At 71.1% G+C, this 17,679-nt stretch carries 18 protein-coding genes and 2 pseudogenes; 11 read left to right on the top strand and 9 right to left on the bottom strand.

The window, feature by feature from the left end:
* Both ABD378_RS21555 and ABD378_RS21560 read left to right on the top strand, forming a co-directional pair.
* Positions 1-379, top strand: a pseudogene (locus ABD378_RS21555) (hypothetical protein); the annotation flags it as partial.
* On the top strand, positions 376-1,035 hold the full coding sequence (locus ABD378_RS21560; RefSeq protein WP_386546195.1) for an alpha-ketoglutarate-dependent dioxygenase AlkB family protein: 660 nt from the start codon (positions 376-378) through the stop codon (positions 1,033-1,035). The pseudogene ABD378_RS21555 and the gene ABD378_RS21560, both read left to right, overlap by 4 nt.
* A gap of 9 nt (positions 1,036-1,044) precedes the next feature.
* On the opposite strand, the gene ABD378_RS21565 is transcribed toward ABD378_RS21560, so the two are convergent.
* Entirely contained in the window at positions 1,045-1,665 is a 621-nt protein-coding gene (locus ABD378_RS21565) for an L-threonylcarbamoyladenylate synthase (protein ID WP_344522593.1), read from the bottom strand.
* Positions 1,666-1,765: 100 nt separating this feature from the next.
* The gene (locus ABD378_RS21570; protein WP_344522595.1) at positions 1,766-2,524 is read right to left on the bottom strand and encodes a PP2C family protein-serine/threonine phosphatase; all 759 of its coding nucleotides are present in this window, start codon (positions 2,522-2,524) and stop codon (positions 1,766-1,768) included.
* Between the two features lie 177 nt (positions 2,525-2,701).
* Here ABD378_RS21570 and ABD378_RS21575 point away from each other — a divergent pair, with 177 nt between their 5' ends.
* A complete protein-coding gene (locus tag ABD378_RS21575) occupies positions 2,702-3,658 on the top strand; it encodes a helix-turn-helix transcriptional regulator (protein ID WP_344522597.1) in 957 nt (318 codons plus the stop codon).
* A gap of 185 nt (positions 3,659-3,843) precedes the next feature.
* A pseudogene (locus tag ABD378_RS21580) lies at positions 3,844-4,428 on the top strand (dioxygenase family protein); the annotation flags it as partial.
* 94 nt (positions 4,429-4,522) lie between these two features.
* Here the strand turns inward: ABD378_RS21580 and ABD378_RS21585 are convergent.
* Positions 4,523-5,104 (bottom strand): TIGR04222 domain-containing membrane protein, encoded by a 582-nt coding sequence (locus tag ABD378_RS21585; RefSeq protein WP_344522599.1) that lies wholly within the window; start codon positions 5,102-5,104, stop codon positions 4,523-4,525.
* Positions 5,105-5,397: 293 nt separating this feature from the next.
* Between ABD378_RS21585 and ABD378_RS21590 the strand changes: the two genes are divergently transcribed.
* From ABD378_RS21590 to ABD378_RS21600, 3 genes are all read left to right on the top strand, one after another.
* Positions 5,398-6,378 carry an ArsR/SmtB family transcription factor gene (locus ABD378_RS21590; protein ID WP_344522601.1) on the top strand — a complete coding sequence of 327 codons (981 nt, stop codon included), beginning with the start codon at positions 5,398-5,400 and terminating at the stop codon, positions 6,376-6,378.
* A gap of 243 nt (positions 6,379-6,621) precedes the next feature.
* Positions 6,622-7,248, top strand: a complete 627-nt coding sequence (locus ABD378_RS21595; protein ID WP_344522928.1) for an SDR family oxidoreductase — start codon at positions 6,622-6,624, stop codon at positions 7,246-7,248.
* Between the two features lie 83 nt (positions 7,249-7,331).
* Positions 7,332-8,042: a C39 family peptidase gene (locus tag ABD378_RS21600; RefSeq protein ID WP_344522603.1), complete on the top strand. Its 711-nt coding sequence runs from the start codon at positions 7,332-7,334 to the stop codon at positions 8,040-8,042.
* Positions 8,043-8,264: 222 nt separating this feature from the next.
* Here the strand turns inward: ABD378_RS21600 and ABD378_RS21605 are convergent, their stop codons facing one another.
* On the bottom strand, positions 8,265-8,861 hold the full coding sequence (locus ABD378_RS21605; RefSeq protein ID WP_344522605.1) for a sigma-70 family RNA polymerase sigma factor: 597 nt from the start codon (positions 8,859-8,861) through the stop codon (positions 8,265-8,267).
* A gap of 154 nt (positions 8,862-9,015) precedes the next feature.
* Here ABD378_RS21605 and ABD378_RS21610 point away from each other — a divergent pair, with 154 nt between their 5' ends.
* A complete protein-coding gene (locus ABD378_RS21610; protein ID WP_344522607.1) occupies positions 9,016-10,020 on the top strand; it encodes a MerR family transcriptional regulator in 1,005 nt (334 codons plus the stop codon).
* Between the two features lie 18 nt (positions 10,021-10,038).
* Here ABD378_RS21610 and ABD378_RS21615 read toward each other — a convergent pair whose 3' ends face one another.
* Genes ABD378_RS21615 through ABD378_RS21625 form a run of 3 tightly spaced genes read right to left on the bottom strand, consistent with a single transcriptional unit; the run spans position 10,039 to position 12,062 of the window.
* Complete coding sequence (locus tag ABD378_RS21615) at positions 10,039-11,088, bottom strand: iron-containing redox enzyme family protein (protein WP_344522609.1); 1,050 nt, start codon at positions 11,086-11,088, stop codon at positions 10,039-10,041.
* Positions 11,078-11,377 carry a CDGSH iron-sulfur domain-containing protein gene (locus tag ABD378_RS21620; protein ID WP_386546912.1) on the bottom strand — a complete coding sequence of 100 codons (300 nt, stop codon included), beginning with the start codon at positions 11,375-11,377 and terminating at the stop codon, positions 11,078-11,080. Before ABD378_RS21620 ends, ABD378_RS21615 begins: the two co-directional genes overlap by 11 nt.
* A gap of 4 nt (positions 11,378-11,381) precedes the next feature.
* Positions 11,382-12,062 (bottom strand): HemK2/MTQ2 family protein methyltransferase, encoded by a 681-nt coding sequence (locus ABD378_RS21625; protein ID WP_344522613.1) that lies wholly within the window; start codon positions 12,060-12,062, stop codon positions 11,382-11,384.
* A 359-nt stretch (positions 12,063-12,421) separates the two neighbouring features.
* Here ABD378_RS21625 and ABD378_RS21630 point away from each other — a divergent pair, with 359 nt between their 5' ends.
* The 3 genes from ABD378_RS21630 to ABD378_RS21640 all read left to right on the top strand — a co-directional run bounded on the left by ABD378_RS21630 (position 12,422) and on the right by ABD378_RS21640 (position 16,339).
* The gene (locus tag ABD378_RS21630; RefSeq protein ID WP_344522615.1) at positions 12,422-13,726 is read left to right on the top strand and encodes an ATP-grasp domain-containing protein; all 1,305 of its coding nucleotides are present in this window, start codon (positions 12,422-12,424) and stop codon (positions 13,724-13,726) included.
* 39 nt (positions 13,727-13,765) lie between these two features.
* Positions 13,766-15,835, top strand: a complete 2,070-nt coding sequence (locus ABD378_RS21635; protein WP_344522617.1) for a CocE/NonD family hydrolase — start codon at positions 13,766-13,768, stop codon at positions 15,833-15,835.
* Between the two features lie 147 nt (positions 15,836-15,982).
* The gene (locus ABD378_RS21640; protein WP_344522619.1) at positions 15,983-16,339 is read left to right on the top strand and encodes a PRC-barrel domain-containing protein; all 357 of its coding nucleotides are present in this window, start codon (positions 15,983-15,985) and stop codon (positions 16,337-16,339) included.
* Between the two features lie 190 nt (positions 16,340-16,529).
* Here the strand turns inward: ABD378_RS21640 and cpt are convergent, their stop codons facing one another.
* Together cpt and ABD378_RS21650 are read right to left on the bottom strand one after the other, a co-directional pair.
* Positions 16,530-17,063 carry a chloramphenicol phosphotransferase CPT gene (gene cpt, locus ABD378_RS21645; RefSeq protein WP_344522621.1) on the bottom strand — a complete coding sequence of 178 codons (534 nt, stop codon included), beginning with the start codon at positions 17,061-17,063 and terminating at the stop codon, positions 16,530-16,532.
* Positions 17,064-17,111: 48 nt separating this feature from the next.
* On the bottom strand, positions 17,112-17,654 hold the full coding sequence (locus ABD378_RS21650) for a hypothetical protein (RefSeq protein ID WP_344522623.1): 543 nt from the start codon (positions 17,652-17,654) through the stop codon (positions 17,112-17,114).
* Positions 17,655-17,679 lie beyond the last annotated feature (25 nt).

Here is a 17,679-nt window from a genome sequence, read left to right on the forward strand (position 1 = left end):
GCCCCCCGGGCCCCCCGCCGACGCCTTCGCCGCCGCGTGGACGGCCCGCGGCGGCACCGTCCTCACCACGGTGAGCTGGCCCGAGACGGCCGCGTCCTGGCTGCGCCCCGCGCACCGGCTGACCGCGGAGATCCCGGACGCCTGGGTCATGGCCGCGGCTCCGCTCGGCCTCGCCCAACTGGCCCGCCGCCTGCGCCGCTCCACCGACTGGGACCCTGCCCGCACCTACGCCTTCGCCTCCCTGCGGGACTCCCGCGTTCCCGCGCTCGCCGGGTACGACGTCCTCCACGGCCTGCGCGGCGCCACCCCCGACGGCGCCACCTGGGACGTACGGCACCGCTGGGTCACCACCCACCTGCCCGCCGAGGTGACCGCGTGAGCGCGCTGATCCCCCGCCCCACCATGGAGGTCGCCCCCGGCGCGGTGCACGTGCCGGACTGGCTCACCCTGGAGCAGCAGCGCGAACTCGTCACGGCGTGCCGCGACTGGGCCACCGGGCCGGTGCCGATCCGCCACACCGAGCTGCCGCGCGGCGGGGTGATGTCCGTGCAGACGGTGTGCGTCGGCTGGCACTGGCAGCCCTACCAGTACACGCGCATCGCCGGTGACGTGAACGGCCTGCGGGTCGCCGCGTTCCCGGACTGGATGGTCGATCTTGGCCGCCGGGCGCTGACGGCGGCGTACGGAGAAGCGGCGGCCGCGGCCGACTACACCCCGGACACGGCGCTGATCAACTTCTATGACGGGCAGGCCAAGATGGGCATGCACCAGGACAAGGACGAGCGGTCCTCGGCCCCGGTGGTCTCCCTCTCCATCGGCGACACGTGCGTCTTCCGCGTGGGCAACACGGAGACCCGCACCAAGCCCTACACCGACATCGAACTGGCCTCGGGCGACCTGTTCGTGTTCGGCGGCCCCTCCCGCTACATCTTCCACGGCGTGCCCAAGGTCCACGAGGGCACCGCGGACCCCGCCACAGGACTGACCTCGGGCCGCCTGAACATCACGATGCGGGTCACCGGTCTCACCGGCTGACCCGCGCGACTACTCGAACCGCGAGGTGTCGCCCGCCCCGCGGCGCACGATCTCGGCCTCACCGCCGGAGAAGTCGATGACCGTGGTCGGGCTCGTGCCGCAGTCACCGGAGTCGACCACGGCGTCCACCTGGTGGTCGAGCCGTTCCTTGATCTCCCAGCCCTGCGTCAGCGGCTCCTCCTCGTCGGGCAGGAGCAGCGTGCTGGAGAGCAGCGGCTCACCGAGCTCGGTGAGCAGGGCCTGCGTGACGACATGGTCGGGGATCCGCACGCCGACGGTCTTCTTCTTCGGGTGCAGGAGCTGGCGCGGCACCTCCTTCGTCGCGGGGAGGATGAAGGTGTAACTGCCCGGCGTCGCGGCCTTGATGGCACGGAACACGTCGTTGTCGACGTGCACGAACTGACCCAGCTGCGCGAAGTTCTCGCACACCAGGGTGAAGTGGTGGCGATCGTCGAGGTTCCGGATCTTCCGGATCCGGTCGAGGCCGTCGCGATTGCCGAGCTGGCATCCCAGCGCGAAACAGGAGTCCGTCGGATACGCGATCAGCGCGCCGGAGCGGATGCTGTCGGCCACGGTGCTGATGCTGCGCGGCTGGGGGTTCTCGGGGTGCACGTCAAAATACTTCGCCATCCGCCGAGCGTACGTGATCGCATCAGCAGTCACCGGCTTCTCAGCGGGCGCAGTCCTGCTCGTCGCGTACGGGTGGCTGACGGTGCTCAGGACCGTGCGGCTAGTCGTCGTCGACGACGGTGATCAGCGCGAGCGTGATGTTGTCGGGGCCGCCGGCTTCGATGGCGGCCTTCCACAGTTCGAAGACCGCCCGTCCGCCGTCGTGGGCCGCGAGGAGTTCGTGGACGGTGTCCTCGGGCACGGGGTCGGTCAGGCCGTCGGTGCACACCAGGAAGCGTTCACCCCCGACGAGCGGCGACGTGCTGACGTGCGGCGTGACGGCGCTGAACCGCAGCGCGCCGCCGAGCGCCTGCGTGACGATCGACGTGGTGCGCCGGCCCGGCGCCGGCGGCGGGCTGTCGTCGACGCTCACCTGGCGGAGCGTCCCGCGTGTGCCGCTGCGGCTCACGTCGAGCACCTTGCTGTCACCGACGTTGAACACCAGTAGTTCCTTCCCGAGGACCACGACACCCGCGACCGTCGTCCCCATGGTGGTCAGCTCCGGGTCGCGCTCGGCGGCCGCGTACACGGCGTGATTGCAGGCGTTCAGCGCGTCATGAACGGCCTGCTCGCTGTCCAGCGAGTGCCCGAGCAACGCCAACTGCCGTGCGACGAGGCCGCTGGCCACCTCGCCGCCGGGCTGGCCGCCGATGCCGTCGGCGACCGCGACGACGAGGGGGTTGCCGAGCGGGAACCCCAAGGTCTGCGGGTTCTCGGTCATGGTCCCGCACAGGGTCCATGGGCCGACGACCAGACTGTCCTCGTTGTGATCGCGCACGAGCCCTGGGTGGCTCAGCGCCGTGACCGTTATGTACGGCATCCCTGTCCCGCCTCTCCGCCGACGGCAGGCGTGCTCCGCACCACCATTGTCGCGCCGGGAGCCTCCCTCGGCCCAGTGGCGGACCGTGGCCGCCCTCTGCCCGCCGGTGACCGTGCGTGCCATGGTGGGGGCCCGGCTGGTCTGGACCAGCCTCCGGTCGTGGTGAGGAGCGTACGCATGCGCGGCACAACGGTCTTGCCCGGCGAGGGGAACAGCGGATTACCCGGTGCGGAAGGCATGCCGACGCATCGCCTGGAGGTGCCCATGCCCAACGCGCTGCCGTTCGCCATCGGCACGTTCGACACGATCGGGCCGATGTCACGCGCGTCGTTCCCGCACCGGCACACCTTCCACGAGATCGTCCACGTCACCGGCGGCACCGGCAGCCACGTCGTCGATCTGACCCGCTTCGCGCTGCGGCCGCCGAACCTGTGCTTCGTCGCACCCGGCCAGGTCCACCACTGGGAGGGTGTGGCCGGTCTGGAGGGGCGCGTCATCCTCTTCACCGACGACTTCCTCCTGGACCACCCCGCGGACCGGCACGCGCTGCGGGGGCTCGGCCGGCGGTCCTGGCTCGAACTCCCCGGCGACGCGGCGGACCGGACCGCGCGGCTCGTCGCCGATCTGGACGGTGAGTACCGCGCGGGCGCCCAGGGGTTCCAGAGCGTGCTGCGGGCTCTGCTGCACGTCCTGGTGGTGCGGGCGGCGCGGCTGCCCGCACCCCATCCGGCACCGGACCCGCCCGCGCCGTGCTCGCGGCCCGGCTCCGTCGCCGCGGAGTTCGTGACCCTGCTCGGCACCCCGGAGGGCCCCCTGCGGACCGTGCGCGCGTGCGCACAGCACCTGGGAGTCTCCGTGAGCTACCTCAGCGAGGCGGTGAAGGCGTCCACCGGCCGCACGCCCGGCGAACTGATCCGGCAGACCCGGGTGCACGAGGCCAAACGCCTGCTGCTGCGTACGGAGTTGTCGGTCCGTCAGGTAGCGGTCCGGGTCGGCTTCGGGGACCCGGCCTACTTCTGCCGCTTCTTCCGGCGCGAGACCGGCGCCAGTCCCGGGGACTTCCGGCGCGGCACCGGCGATATTCACCACGACCACCGACTTGAGTCCATCGCCCGCGCCCGGCCCTCCGCATAGCTTCAGAGCCGATCCGGAACCCACCCCACCCCCCCTCAGGAGGAGCGATGGAGCGCGAGACCGGCACGACCGGAGACGGCATACGCGACGGCGTTGACGGAGACGGCGAGACGAGTCGGCCGAAGGCGGACCAGGGCGGCGGTCCCAGCCGCAAGACGGTCCTGAGAGCGGCCGCCGCGGTGGGCATGTCCCTGCCCGTGGCCCTCATGGGAGTTCCCGCGCTGGCCCGGACCGCGGGCGAGCGTGGAGTGGCACCGGAGGCGACCCCCGCCTGCGACGACGGCGACGACCCGACGCCCCCGCAGATGGAGGGGCCGTACTTCAAACCCAACTCACCTCGGCGCACCTCGCTCCTCCAGCCCGGCACACCCGGTGTACGGCTCACCGTCACCGGCTATGTCTTCGGGCGTGCCTGCCGGCCGATTCCCCGGGTCCTGATGGACTTCTGGCAGGCCGACACCTACGGGACGTACGACAACACGGGATTCCGCTTCCGGGGGCACCAATTCACCGACGCGGGCGGCGCGTTCAGGCTCACCACGATCGTGCCCGGCCTCTATCCGGGCCGCACCCGGCACCTGCACGTCAAGGTGCAGGCCCCGGGACGCCCGGTCCTCACGACCCAGCTGTACTTCCCCGGTGAGCCGCGCAACAACACGGACCCGCTCTTCGACGCCCGGCTGCTCATGAACGTACGCACCGTCGGAAACGCGAAGGAGGCTGACTTCGACTTCGTCCTGAACGTGCCGCAGCCGCCGGGCAGTCACCCGGCCGGACACTGAACCAAGAGAACTCGCCTTAGGCCGCCCGCGGGCGGGGGACGACAGATCGTCGCCCCCGCGCGCGGGCTCGCGCCGTTCCTCCTCAGTCGCTTCCTCCTCCGCCTCCTCCGCCTCCACAGCCGAAGCCGGAGCCCGAGTCCGAGTTGTGGTCCAGGGCGTTGCCCATGCGGATCATGGCCCGGCCCAGGCCGGACGGGATCAACTGCGCCTCCATGACGCCGCGTCGGACCGTCCCCTTCGGGAGGACTTCGGGGCCGACGAACACGTACGGCGGCAGGCTCCCCTCCTGTTCGGCCGTCTGGAGCCGCTGCCTGCCGACCCGGGTCAGCTGGTGCCGGGCCCTTGTCACCAGGCCCCAGTCCGCGAGCCGGTCACCGATCTCCGCCACCTCTGGAGACTCCCGCAACTCCGCGCACACGGACGCCGCGTTGCGGCTGTGCGGGCACGCCGTGATGAGGGCGCGCTCGACCAGGTGCCCGGGCACCTCATCGCCCGCGGCGCGCACCCGCGAAGCCCTGAGCCTGAGCAGCCCTCCCTCCGCCAGCGCGATCACCGCGCACTCCACCACCCGGCGCGGCCCACCCGCCAGGTACGCGACCTCGTACACCCCAAGGATCCGTCGTGCTCCCGCCGCCGTCGTGGCCCGCCTGAAGTACATCCGCATGCCCCCACCCCCTTCGGACACCCCGTCTTTCGGCTGTGGTGCCCGACGGCGGGAGCGCGCATCCCTCTGCCACGCGGCTTCAGAGCAAAACTTGAGGGTTGCGGCCCCACTGGTGCGGCCCGGCCCCGCGGTCCTCACGACGGGAGTGCGGACCTGGCCGCTGCCGTCCGGCGACTACGACTGACACCTGGGTGTCTTGACAGCGACCGCCCGTGACGATCGCCTGGTGTCCGGCCTCGAGGCGACGAGGCGGCACGAAGCAGGGCGCGGGGCACACGGGGGAGAGGCAGGCCATGCTGCGGGTGTATTTCACGGCCGAGGACCTGGCGCGGGTGCGGGTCGCCTCGGGGCCGGACTTCCTCTGGGAGATCAGCAACAGCGTACAGACGCTGCAACGGCGGGACGGGGCGCGGGTGTTCGGGGAATGGCGGCGGTGGGCGAGGCCGCGTCTCTCCGACAGCTGCCGGCTCCTGTCGCCCCTCCTGCCGCCGCACGGCTGCTCTCCGGACTTCCTCACCCCCACCCACGGAGAGGGCGAGACGCTCGACGCGGCGGTCGACGCCCTCGTGCGCACCCCTCGTCCGCGGCTGCGCACCGACCTGACGCGGGTGGCCGCATCACGTCGGCTTCCGGGCTGGACGGAGTCGCTGGCGCGGGGCGACAGCGTCGCTCTGCGGCAGTTGGGGCAAGCACTGCACACGTACCACCTGGAGGCGCTCGCGCCGTTCTGGCCGCGCATTCACGCCCAGATCGACGCCGACCGCATCATCCGTCTGCACAGCCTCCTCGACGGAGGGACCGATGGGCTGCTCGCGGGTCTGGGGCCTCAACTCCGCTGGAGCCCACCAGTGTTGGAGGCCGACTACCCCGTGGATCAGGACCTGCGCCTCGACGGCAGGGGACTCACCCTGCAGCCCTCGTTCTTCTGCTGGCCCACGCCCGTCACGCTCGCCGACGGCGAACTGCCGCCCGTCCTGGTGTATCCCATCGATCACGCGATGGACTGGACCCACCCCGCGCCCCTGGAGCGTCCGGACGGCGGCGCGCTGGGGCCGCTCATCGGGCACACGCGCGCCGCCGTCCTCAGGGCGGCCCGCACCGGCTCGTCCACGGTCGAGCTCGCCCGTCTCCTCGCGGTCACCCACCCGGCCATAAGCCAGCACGTCAAGGTGTTGCGCGCGGCAGGCCTTGTGACCACGGTCCGCAGGGCGGGACGGTCGCTCCATGTCGCGACCGCGGAAGGGCGCGCCCTGCTGCGCAGCTGCGGGTCGTAAGTCTGGGCTTTCATTGATTGCGTCTGGCATGGGCATGCAAGGAAGCTGACCGGGCTGTTGCACACGCATCCCCCCACCGCGTTGCGTCCCGACACCCCGCCCTGCGCGCGCCGTTCAACGCGTCCACGTGAGAACTCTCCACGCACGGCACGAGGGACGCATCGACGACCTGATGAAGGAGTGGCGTTGCGCACTACTACTCGTACCCTCACCCGCCGCGCGGCCGTCGCCGCCTCGCTCGCCGTGGTCGGCACCCTCTGCGCCGTGCCCGGCGCCGCCCGGGCCGCCGAGCCCCCCACTGCCTTGGCGGCATCCTCCGGGCACGGCCTGAAGTGGTTCCAGGAGCGGCACGGCCTGCCCCGGACCGGCTCGGTCGACGGCGCGACCGCGAGAGCCCTGCAGCAGGCCCCCGATGCCGAACTGCGCCGGACCTTCCGGACCGCGGCCGACCTCGGGCCCGAGGAACTCGCCAACGCACGCACCGTCATCGGTGTCGGCAAGGGCGCGCAGATTCCCGAACAGGGCCTGGTCATCGCGCTGATGACCGCCATGCAGGAGTCGAAGTTCGTCAACTACCTGACGCCCGTGGACCACGACTCCCTGGGGATCTTCCAGCAGCGTCCCAGCACCGGCTGGGGCACTCCCGAGCAGATCACCGACGTCGCCACCTCGTCCAAGTCCTTCTACGGAGTGGCCCCCTTCGGCAGCAACCCGGGGCTGATCCAGATCGACGGCTGGCAGACGATGCCGCCGGGCGACGTCTGCCAGGCCGTCCAGGTCTCGGCTTACCCCGACCGCTATGCGCAGTGGGAGCAGTTCGCCCGTGACCTGCTGGCCCAGGAAGGGCCGACGGTCCCGCCGATCCCGTGACCCGCACGCACGTACCCGTCAGGCCCCGCATCTCGCACGCCCCCGCACTCTCGCACTCTCCCCTCCTCACACCAGGAGCCCGTATGCGCAAGAGACTTGTCTCCACAGCGATCGCCGTAGCCGCGGTCGGCGCCCTTGTCACCCCGGCCGCCGCCCAGGCGGAACCCCCGCACCCGCACAGCGTGTCCGTGCTCGGCCACGGCTCGGAGGCCGGGACCGCGGTCGTCAGCGGACAGAACGAGCCCGGCACCCGACTGCGCGTCGGCGGAGCGCGGACAGCGAGCGCTCACACGCTTCCGGTCGACTATCAGGTCCAGGAGACCGGCTACTGGTGCGGCCCCGCCGCCACCCGCATCGCCCTGTCCGCGCGGATCGCCCCGCCGAGCCAGGGCGCTCTGGCCGCGCAGCTCGGCACCACCGAGGCGGGCACCGACCACATCAGCCAGGTGACCGGCGTGCTCAACGCCAACCTCGGCACGGGCTGGTACGAGACCAAGGAAATGCCGAACGATCCGCCCACCCAGGCCCAGAAGGACCTGCTCTGGAACGACATCGTCGTGGACATCGACAACAACTACCCGCTGGTGACCAACATCGTGGCCCCGCCCGGCAATCAGCCGCCCGGCTATCCGTCGGACCAGACGATCCACCACTACTTCACGGTCATTGGCTACGACGACGCGAACCGCACGGTCCTCATCGCCGACCCCGCCTCCTTCGGCGGCAACCAGATCTACTGGCTCTCCTTCGACCAGCTCGCCACCCTGATCCCGCCGAAGGGGTACGCGGCCTGAGCCGTGAGCGGAGGCTGTGGGTGGCGTCGCACGACGCGTGCGCCACCCACAGCCCGCTCGGTCGCCGTTCCGGGGGCAACGGCGACAGCCTCAGCGGCACCGACTCCGCTGAGGCCGTACAGGAAGCAGGGTCCGGGCGATCCTGCCGACCTCAGGTCAGGACCAGCTACTTCTTGCTTCCGTCCGAACCGGGTGCGCGGATGCACCGGATCCCGGAATTTCTCAGCGTCCGTCCCGCAGGTCCTCCGGGCGAAGGCGAAGGCGCAGACTGCGGATGCCCCGCCGCGCATGGCTCTTGACCGTGCCCAGCGGCCACCCGGTGCGCTCGGCGATCTGCGGATGGGTGAGGTCCTCGTAGAACGCGAGACGCAGCACCGTTCGCTGCGCCGCCGGGAGTCTCGCCAACTCCTCTGTCACCAGCGCCCGGTCGACCGTCGGGTCCATCCCCTCCTGGGCGCGGTGATGCATGGCGGCGTACTGCTCCCCGGCGTCCTCGACGAGAGCCGCCCGGCGGGTGCGTGCCACCAGCGCGTCCGCGATCCTGTGCCGCGTGATGCCGGTCAACCAGGCGGCCAGGCTCCCCAGTTCGGGTCGGTAGCAGGACCGGCCCCGCCAAGCGGCGAGAAACACCTGCTGCGTGATGTCCTCCGCCTCACGGCTGTCGCCGAGCGCGCGGTGGGCCAGGGCGTGCACCAGCGGCCCCCACCGGCGGTACACCGCCGTGAGGCTCGCCTCGTCTCCGCCGGCGAGGCCCCGGGCCAGGTCTGCGGTCAGCTCCCCGGCAGGGGCCCGCACCGGCTGTCGCACCAGTGTGCTCATCGACGCTTCGTCAGCTCCTCGTGGCGAACACAATCGCCGTACGACCGAAGGGAAACGGGCAGTCGCGCCGTAGCCGTGGCCGCGATCCGGTCATCCTGGAAACAGCCGCTCGCGCGCGGCAACTCGCATCGGTTGTGCGTCGTATCGTGGCCGGATGAGCGAGGGCCGACGCCGCGAGCAGGACAGCGATCCGGCGGGTACAGGAGTCACCACCGGTGCCCTGGCGCGGCGTCTGGGGGTGTCACCGACGACGTTGCGCACCTGGGACCGCAGGTACGGCCTTGGCCCCGCCCTGCGCGATCCCGGTCACCATCGCCGCTGGTCCGAGCGGGACATCGCCATGGTGGAGGAGATGGGCCGCCTCACCTCGGCAGGGGTGCCGCCGGCCGAGGCCGCCCACGAGGCGCTCAAGCTGCTCGACCCCGAGGCCGCCTCGGGGGCCGTCTCGGAGGGCGCCTCCGAGACGGCCCCCGCCCCGACGCCGTCACCCGACACGTTCGTCCGCCGACGGCGGGGCCTGTCGCGCGCCGTCGTACGGCTGGACGCCCCCACCGTGCAGGACCTGCTGACCGACGCGGTGGAGAGCCACAGTCTGGTCACCGCGTGGCAGGAAGTGATGGTGCCGACGCTGCACGCGGTGGGCCGCAAGTGGGAAGAGGCGGGCGACCGGTACGTGGAGGTCGAGCACCTGCTGTCCTGGCACGTCTCGCGCACCCTGCACCGCTGCGCGACCGCCCCGCCCCTGCCGAGTTCGCCCGGTCCGAACGCACCCCTCGTCCTGGCCTGCGTACCGGGTGAGGAGCACTCCCTGCCGCTGGAGGCGCTCAGCGCGGCGCTGGGTGAACTCGGCGTTCCCCAGCGGATGTTCGGCGCTGCCGTGCCGGTCGAGGCGGTCTCGGCGGCCGTGCGCAGGACGGGTCCGGCCGTCGTCGTCCTGTGGGCCCAGGCCCGCTCCACCGCGAGCGTCCCGCTGGCCAGGCACATCGCCGACACCCGCTGGGGCGTACGTGGCGCCCGTGGCCGTCCCGTGGTCATGCTGGGCGGGCCCGGCTGGGCAGGACCCGCGGTGCGAGGTGCGCTGCGGCCCACCAGTCTGCGGGAGGCGCTGACCCAGATCGGCAGGGTACGCGGGGAGGCCACGTCCGGCCGCGGGAGGTGAACCTCCCCAATCAGCCCGTCAGCCCGTCGCCGTCAACGGCGCGCGCAGAGCGCTGCGTTCGCCGCGCCAGGCGCCCAGGAACCGTGAGGCGAGGCGGTCCTCCAGGAAGCCCGTGGCCTCGATGCCGAAGACCACGTCGGACTCGAGGCCGGGTTCGCTCGCCAGGAGGCCGCCGATCACATCACGGCGCACCACCTGCTCATGCACGGAGTCGGCCTCCACGTGCTCGTCGTAGAAACGCTCGGCGGCCCGCCCGGCGCCGCTCCTTCGCATGGCCTTGGCCAGCCGCCGCGAGCCGGGGGGCGAAGTCACCTCCACGGCGGCGAAGTGCCCGACCAGAGCGCCGCGCAGCGCCCGGTGCAGACCGAGCAGGGACATCAGATTGACCGTCGCGAGCACTTCGCCAGGGGCGGCGTCGAGGTAGTACCCGTACGCCGTCTGCAACGCGAGGTCCGCCATGAGCTCGGCGTAGAGCCGGGCGTGGATGTCCTCGGGGCGCCCGGCTCCGAACTCGTCGAACTCGACGGCCACCATGGCGGCCTTGGCCCGCCCGTGCAGCCGGGGGATGACCCAGGCGTGCGGGTCGGCCTCCTTGAGGTGGTAGAGCGAGCGTGCCGCCGCGTACTCACGCAGCTGCCACAGTTCGCCGTCGCGCTGAAGGTGGTGGCTGACACTGGTGCCGCTGTGGCCGACGGGCTCCACCAGCAGTCCGGCCAGGGCGCGTTCGGCGCTGTCGGTGGAACGGCAGTTGGCGCGCAGGGCGCCCAGGAAACGCCCCTCGAGAGCACGGCGCAGCCCCAGCAGTTCGGGATCCCATTCGAGGTCGTCGCGGACGCCGTCGAAGCCTTGGTAGTGCAGCTCGTACAGCGTGTAGAGAGCCAGTTGGAGGTCGTCGCCGTAGGGGTCGGCGTCGTGGGTGTCGAGCGGCAGTGGCCCCGGACTCCCCCCGGAGCGCAGCGTGTTGACCACGAGGCGGGACAGCACGCCGCGGGGCTCGGGCAGGGCGGGGCTCGTGCGGCGCGACTCGCGGAGATCGCCGGGGGCAGGCCTCTGGCTCTCAGCGGGCATCGGGTGCTTCCTCCCCCTCGGCGTACTCGGTGTTCTCAGTGTTCTCGATGTCAGTGTCCGGCTCATCGCCGGACACGGTCTCGTCATCGGCCCTGACGCGGCGGCGGTGACTGGTGTCGCACCACGGATAGGTCCGGCTGCGGCGGCAGGTGCAGATCGCGGCGGTGAAGCGCCGGGAGGCGATGACCCTGCCGTCGTCCCCGACCACTTCGACAGGCCCCTCGACGAGCAGGGGGCCTTCGGGGTCGATCGTGACGCGGCGGGGCCGCTGGTCCCGTGCGGCCGGCACGGGGTCAGATGCGTTCGGCACGGATGACCACCAGTTCCTCCAGGTCCTCGGCGTCCAGCAGTCCCTGTCCGCGCAGGAAGGTCCTGCGCGAGCGCAGGACGGGCCCGAACGGAATGCGGGCGCGGTCGGCGACCGTGGTCTCCAGGCCGGCCCCCGAGAGACGGGCGAGTGTGGCGTCGGTGTCGCACAGAGCAGAGTGCACCATGAGCAACACACCTCCGGGGCGCAGCACTTCGGGGGCCGCGTCGCAGATGCGGTCGACCACCGCGCGGCCGTCCTGCCCGGCGTCCCAGGACCGGGCCGGGCCGCGCCGTGGCAGTTGGCCGGAAGGGGAGGGCACATACGGCGGGTTGCTCGCCACGAAGTCGTACGTCCGGCCGGGAACGGCGGACGTCAGGTCGCCCCGCAGGACGGTGACGCGCTGCCGAGCCAGCATCGCGTTGAGGCGGGCGGTCAGGACGGCACGCCAGGCGATGTCCACGGCCGTCACCCGGGCGCCGAGCCGCGCCGCGTGGACGGCCAGTGCGCCACTGCCGGTGCCGAGGTCCAGTACGTCCGTGCCCGGACCGATGGTCTCGCGGCACAGGGCCCGGGCGAGAAGGCCCGTGTCGTCCTGCGGTGCGTAGACCCCGGGGAGGGTCATCAGATGTCCCGGGCCCGCCGGTGCGGCCGTATCGGCGACCATCACGCACCTCCGGTCGTTATGGGCCCCACGGGGCCAAGCTCGCTCCGGCCGTGCCCCACTCACCACACTCCGCTGTTCCGGGACCGGCCACCACTCGGGGGATGACGCACAGTGGCGATGCGGACCGGCTGGGTACACCTCTGGCCTCATAGATTCCTTTTGGTGCTCGGGGCTCGCTCCCGCGACTGCCGTCGTCCCTGGTGCCCGGTGAACCGTGACGCACACATGCGGTGCCCGGTGGAATCCGCCGGGAACGGGAGCGGAAGAGGGGTGGGGATTGCGTCACGGCGGCCGGGGTACGCGGCCATCCCTGCCACCCAGCGGAACAGCTGCGGGCACCCGGCCATCGAAAGGGCGCCATGCCGCACAACATCTTCGTACTCGGTCTCGACGAGTCCAATCTGCCGACGCTGCGCGCCGTGCCCAACGCGCGGGACTACGTCTTCCACCCCCTGCTCACCGTGGAAGAGCTGCAGAGCGGTGAGGTGTCGGTCCCCGGGCTGCTCGCCGAGGCCGAGCGGGTCCTCGACGCGTTCGACGGCCACATCGACGCGATCGTCGGCTACTGGGACTTCCCCGTCAGCACACTCGTACCGATCCTCAGCGAGCGCTACGGCACGCGCAGCACCAGCCTGGACTCCGTGGTCAAGTGCGAGCACAAGTACTGGAGCCGCCTGGAGCAGCAGCGGGTCACCGACGCGCATCCGCCGTTCGGCCGGGTCGACATGGACAGCCCCGACCCCAAGCCTCCTGAGGGCGTGGACTTCCCGATGTGGCTCAAGCCGGCGCTGTCCTACTCATCGGAGCTGGCCTACGGGGTCGGGGACCAGGCCGAGTTCACCGAGGCGGCCGACCGCATCCGTGAGGGGATGGGGCGCATCGGGCGGCCGTTCGAGGACATACTCGACCGTGTCGAGCTGCCCCCGGAGATGGCCGACGTGGGCGGGCAGGTGTGCCTGGCCGAAGGCGCGCTGAACGGCATCCAGGTCGCGGTCGAGGGCTATGTCCACGAAGGGCGGATCACCCTCTACGGCATCCTCGACTCGATCCAGTACCCCGACTCGTCGTGCTTCCTGCGCCACCAGTACCCCTCCACGCTCCCCGAGCCCGTCCTCGAACGGCTGCGGGACGTGTCGGAGCGGGTGATGCGGCAGATCGGCATGGACGCGGCGACCTTCAGCATCGAGTACTTCTACGACCCGCGGTCCGACGTGCTCAACCTCCTTGAGATCAATCCGCGTCACTCCCAGTCGCACGCGGAGATGTTCGAGTACGTCGACGGGGTGCCCAACCACCACTGCATGCTGAGCCTCGCCCTCGGCAAGGAGCCCGAACTGCCGTACCGCCAGGGCCGGTTCGAGACGGCCGCCAAGTGGTACTACCGCTGGTTCGCCGACGCCACCGTGCACAACGTCCCCTCCCGCAAGGACATCGAGAGCATCGAGCGCCGCATCCCCGGGGTGCGCGTCGACGTGGTGGTCGAGGAGGGGCAGCGCCTGTCGGAGGTGTCCCAACAGGACAGCTACAGCTACGAGTTGGCCCACATCTTCACCGGCGGGGAGAGCGAGGAGGACATGCGGGCCAAGTACGACCAGTGCGTGGCGGCCCTGGACCTCACCTTCGACGGGGCCGAACCCGGCAGCCGCGACACGAAGAACGCCTGAACGGCGAAGACCGCCGCAACACGAAGGAGCGATCCCGGCTTGCGCTATGTGAGCGACCTTCCGTACGAGACCAAGGAAGAGGAGAACGTCACCATCCCCGCGGCGGACGGAACCCGCCTCGCGGCCCGCGTCTGGCGGCCGACCCGCTCCGACCAGGACCCCGTGCCCGCGATCCTGGAGTACATCCCCTACCGTCAGCGCGACCTGACCGCCGAGCGCGACTCCATCCACCACCCGTACATCGCCGGGCACGGCTACGCCTGCGTACGCGTCGACCTGCGCGGCACCGGGGACTCCGAAGGGGTGCTCGAGGACGAGTACCTGGAGCAGGAGCAGACGGATGCCGAGGACGTCCTGGCCTGGCTTGCCGACCAGCCCTGGTGCGACGGCACGACCGGCATGATGGGGATCTCCTGGGGTGCCTTCGCCGCGCTCCAGGTCGCCGCGCGGCAGCCGGAGAGCCTGCGCGCCATCGTCATCGCGTCCTTCACCGACGACCGGTACGCCGACGACATGCACTACATGGGCGGCGCCCTCCTGTCGGACAACCTCGCCGAAGCGGGCACCATGTTCGCCTACGGCACCTGCCCGCCCGACCCGGCCATGGTGGGCGACCGGTGGCGCGACATGTGGCACGAGCGGATGGAGGGCACCCGCCCCTGGGTGCTCGAATGGCTCCGCCACCAGCGCCGCGACGACTACTGGCGCCACGCCTCGGTCTGCGAGGACTACCGGGCCGTACGCTGTCCCGTCCTCGCGTCGAGCGGCTGGGCGGACGGCTACTCGAACGCCGTGACACGGCTGTTGGGCCATCTGGACGTGCCGCGCAAGGGTCTGATCGGCCCCTGGTCCCACAAGTTCCCCCACCTCGGCGAACCTGGGCCCGCCATCGGCTATCTCCAGGAAGTGGTGCGGTGGTGGGACCACTGGCTGAAGGGCGTCGACAACGGAGCCATGGAAGGACCGATGCTGCGGACGTGGATGCAGGACAGCGTGCCGCCGTCCACGTCGTACGAGGAACGTCCTGGCCGCTGGGTGGGGGAGCCGTCCTGGCCTTCCCCGCACATCACCCCCGTGGCGCGGCGCCTCACGCGCCACGGTCTCTCCGACCCGCTTCCCGGGTCCGAGGCTTCGGCCGAGCCTGCCGAGGCCGCGGACGGCGCCGCTCCGCAGGACGTCCTTTCCGTCCAATCACCGCTGTCCGTAGGTCAGTTCGGCGGGAAGTGGGCCTCCTACAACGCGCCCCCCGACCTGCCCTACGACCAGCGCGAGGAGGACGGCGGCTCGCTCGTCTTCGAGACCGGCCGGCTGACCGAGCGCACGGAGATCCTCGGCTCGCCCTGCGTCGAACTCGACCTGAGCGTCAGTGAACCCGTCGCCATGGTCGCGGCCCGCCTGTCCGACGTGGCCCCCGACGGCAGGGCCACCCGCGTCAGCTACGGCCTGCTCAACCTCACCCGGAACCAGACGCACAACGGCGATCCGCGGCCTCTCGAACCCGGGCGCCGCTACCGTGCGGTCATCCCCCTCAACGGCGTCGCCCAGGCCTTCCCGCCCGGCCACCGCATCCGCCTGTCGCTGTCCACGTCGTACTGGCCGCTGGCCTGGCCACCGCCCAAGCCCGTGCTCATGACCGTGTACGAGAAGTCCAGCACCCTGACGCTCCCGGTCCGCCCGGTGGCGGAGCCCGATGCCCTGCCCGATCGGCCCTTCGGCGAACCGGAGGGCGCGCGGCCCAGGACCCCGACCCAGCTGATCGCCCCCGAGGAGCGCTGGCAGGTCAAGCGTGATCTGGTCGACTACGCCGCGGAATTGGAGATCGTCAAGGACCGGGGGACGGTGCGGCTCGATGACATCGGCCTCGACGTCGGCCGCCGGGCCTACGAGCGCTACACCTCCGTGGCGGAGGACTTCACGTCCGCCACCGGGGAGTCGGCCTGGACGATGTCCTTCCGGCGCGACGACTGGGACGTACGAGTGGAGACCCGCACGGTCCTCAGCTGCGACGAGGACCACTTCCGGGTGGACGCCACCCTGGACGGATACGAGGGCGACCGGCGGGTGTTCTCGCGGACCTGGAACGAATCCGTGCCCCGTGACTTGATGTAGTGCTGTCGTGGGACAAGCCGGTTCCGGACGGCCGGATATTTCTGTTTGGCCTCATTCCGGCAGGGCACCCGATGCGTTGGAGGTTGATCATCCCCTCCCGTAATTCGATCCCCTGCGTTTCAGGGAAGAGCAATTGAGGAGTTCTCGATGAGCAACGAAATCTGGAGCTACATTCCGACCGCCGGGCACGGTCCGGACGCCGACCTGACGGGTTACAAGGTCGAGGCGGCGGACGGGCACATCGGCAAGGTCGACAAACACTCGAACGAGGTCGCCAACCAGTACATCGTCGTCGACACCGGCGTGTGGATCTTCGGCAAGGAGGTGCTGCTGCCCGCGAGCACCGCCACGGCCATCGACCACGACGCGCGGAAGATCCTGGTCGCGCTCACCAAGGAGCAGATCAAGAACGCGCCTGAGTTCGACAAGGAGAAGCACCTGGGCGATCCCGCCTACCGCGACCAGCTCGGGGGCTACTACGGCGGTCTCGGCCCGGGCCACTGAGCTTCGTCGAGGCGTCACCCACACCGACTCACTGACACCGATGGCGTCCGAGGCCTCCAGCGCCTCGGACGCCATCAGGTTTTTCCGGCAGGTTTTCCGGCAGGTATTTCCGGAGCACTGCTTTTCGTCGATCGCATTCGATGCGCGGGTGTACTGCGAGATTCCGGGCCCCGCGGAATCGGTGTCCTTTTCAGGCGGCGCGGGCGGCGATGGCTCGCGCGCACTCCAGGGACTCGGTGTCCGTCGTGTCCACCTCCATGTCGTAGAGCACGCCGTGGTGGACCACATCCGCCTGGGAGGCGGCCATTCCGGCGACCCGGTCGCCCCGTGCCGTCTCCCGGCCTGCGGCGACCGCGCTGTCACAGCGGACGCCGACCCACAACACCCGCAGATCACCGAGGGACTTCTGCCACCGCTGCTGGGACGCCGCGCCGCCGAGGAAGACCTCGTCGACGATGACCCGGGCGCCTGCGCGTGCCATCGTCGAGATCCCCTCGATCCACGCCGCCTCCAGCGTCCGGAACTCGGGGCCGACGGTCACCCCGCCGTCCGCGGCGAACTCGATTCCCTCCGACGCGGTCTGCATGGACGCGGGCATCGCGTCGACCAGCGTGTCGCATCCGAACGCCAGCCACGGATCCGGCAGCACCGCCTGCAGGCACCGCGCGATGCCCGACTTCCCGGAGCTGGAACCACCATTGAGAACGATCACTTGAGCCGTCACCGCGCCACAGTAGAAGCATCGCCGCGCCGCGGGAAACGGATTTCGCCGTCAGCCCGTGCCGTCGTACGGGCTGACGCGGCGGTATGCGGCGCGCGCGTGCAGGACGCGGCCCGCCGTCGTGCCGATGAGAGCCGCGGCCAACAGGCAAGCCATCCACTCGGGATCCCGGTGCCCGGCCCAGGAGATCTCCCCGATGGGGTGGGCGGCGAAGAAGTTCAGCAGCATCCAGCACAACAGCGCCGTCCCCGGTGCCGCGACGAAACGGCCCCGCACTCCGAGCAGCGCGGCCAGCACGGAGAGAGCCGCGAGCGCGAGGCCCGTGCGGTCGAGCGCACCGAGCAGGTCGAGCACCGTCACCAGGACGAAAGCACCCGCGTACGCGCCCGTCCAGATGAAGGGAGTCGCCACGGGTTCGGGAACGACCCGCACGCCCTTGGCGATGTACCGCCACTCCAGCACCATCGACTCCTCCCCACCGCCGGTCCGCCGGGGCGCCGATGCCCCGGGGACGTCCGTGACCGGCGCTTCCCGCAACGAGACCGACGCACCGGAGATCGGGCTCAGGGCGTGGTCCTGGGCAGATTGTCGCACCACATCCGGGGGCGATCGTCCGGCT

It is taken from the genome of Streptomyces rectiviolaceus, from assembly GCF_039533825.1.
Lineage (GTDB): Bacteria > Actinomycetota > Actinomycetes > Streptomycetales > Streptomycetaceae > Streptomyces > Streptomyces rectiviolaceus.

What these genes read in the sequence shown, in the direction of transcription:
- ABD378_RS21565 (WP_344522593.1), bottom strand. Translation starts at nt 1,665, where the DNA reads ATGGCGAAGTATTTTGACGTGCACCCCGAGAACCCCCAGCCGCGCAGC.
- ABD378_RS21570 (WP_344522595.1), bottom strand. Translation starts at nt 2,524, where the DNA reads ATGCCGTACATAACGGTCACGGCGCTGAGCCACCCAGGGCTCGTGCGC.
- ABD378_RS21575 (WP_344522597.1), top strand. Translation starts at nt 2,702, where the DNA reads ATGCGCGGCACAACGGTCTTGCCCGGCGAGGGGAACAGCGGATTACCC.
- ABD378_RS21585 (WP_344522599.1), bottom strand. Translation starts at nt 5,104, where the DNA reads ATGCGGATGTACTTCAGGCGGGCCACGACGGCGGCGGGAGCACGACGG.
- ABD378_RS21590 (WP_344522601.1), top strand. Translation starts at nt 5,398, where the DNA reads ATGCTGCGGGTGTATTTCACGGCCGAGGACCTGGCGCGGGTGCGGGTC.
- ABD378_RS21600 (WP_344522603.1), top strand. Translation starts at nt 7,332, where the DNA reads ATGCGCAAGAGACTTGTCTCCACAGCGATCGCCGTAGCCGCGGTCGGC.
- ABD378_RS21605 (WP_344522605.1), bottom strand. Translation starts at nt 8,861, where the DNA reads ATGAGCACACTGGTGCGACAGCCGGTGCGGGCCCCTGCCGGGGAGCTG.
- ABD378_RS21610 (WP_344522607.1), top strand. Translation starts at nt 9,016, where the DNA reads ATGAGCGAGGGCCGACGCCGCGAGCAGGACAGCGATCCGGCGGGTACA.
- ABD378_RS21615 (WP_344522609.1), bottom strand. Translation starts at nt 11,088, where the DNA reads ATGCCCGCTGAGAGCCAGAGGCCTGCCCCCGGCGATCTCCGCGAGTCG.
- ABD378_RS21625 (WP_344522613.1), bottom strand. Translation starts at nt 12,062, where the DNA reads ATGGTCGCCGATACGGCCGCACCGGCGGGCCCGGGACATCTGATGACC.
- ABD378_RS21630 (WP_344522615.1), top strand. Translation starts at nt 12,422, where the DNA reads ATGCCGCACAACATCTTCGTACTCGGTCTCGACGAGTCCAATCTGCCG.
- ABD378_RS21640 (WP_344522619.1), top strand. Translation starts at nt 15,983, where the DNA reads ATGAGCAACGAAATCTGGAGCTACATTCCGACCGCCGGGCACGGTCCG.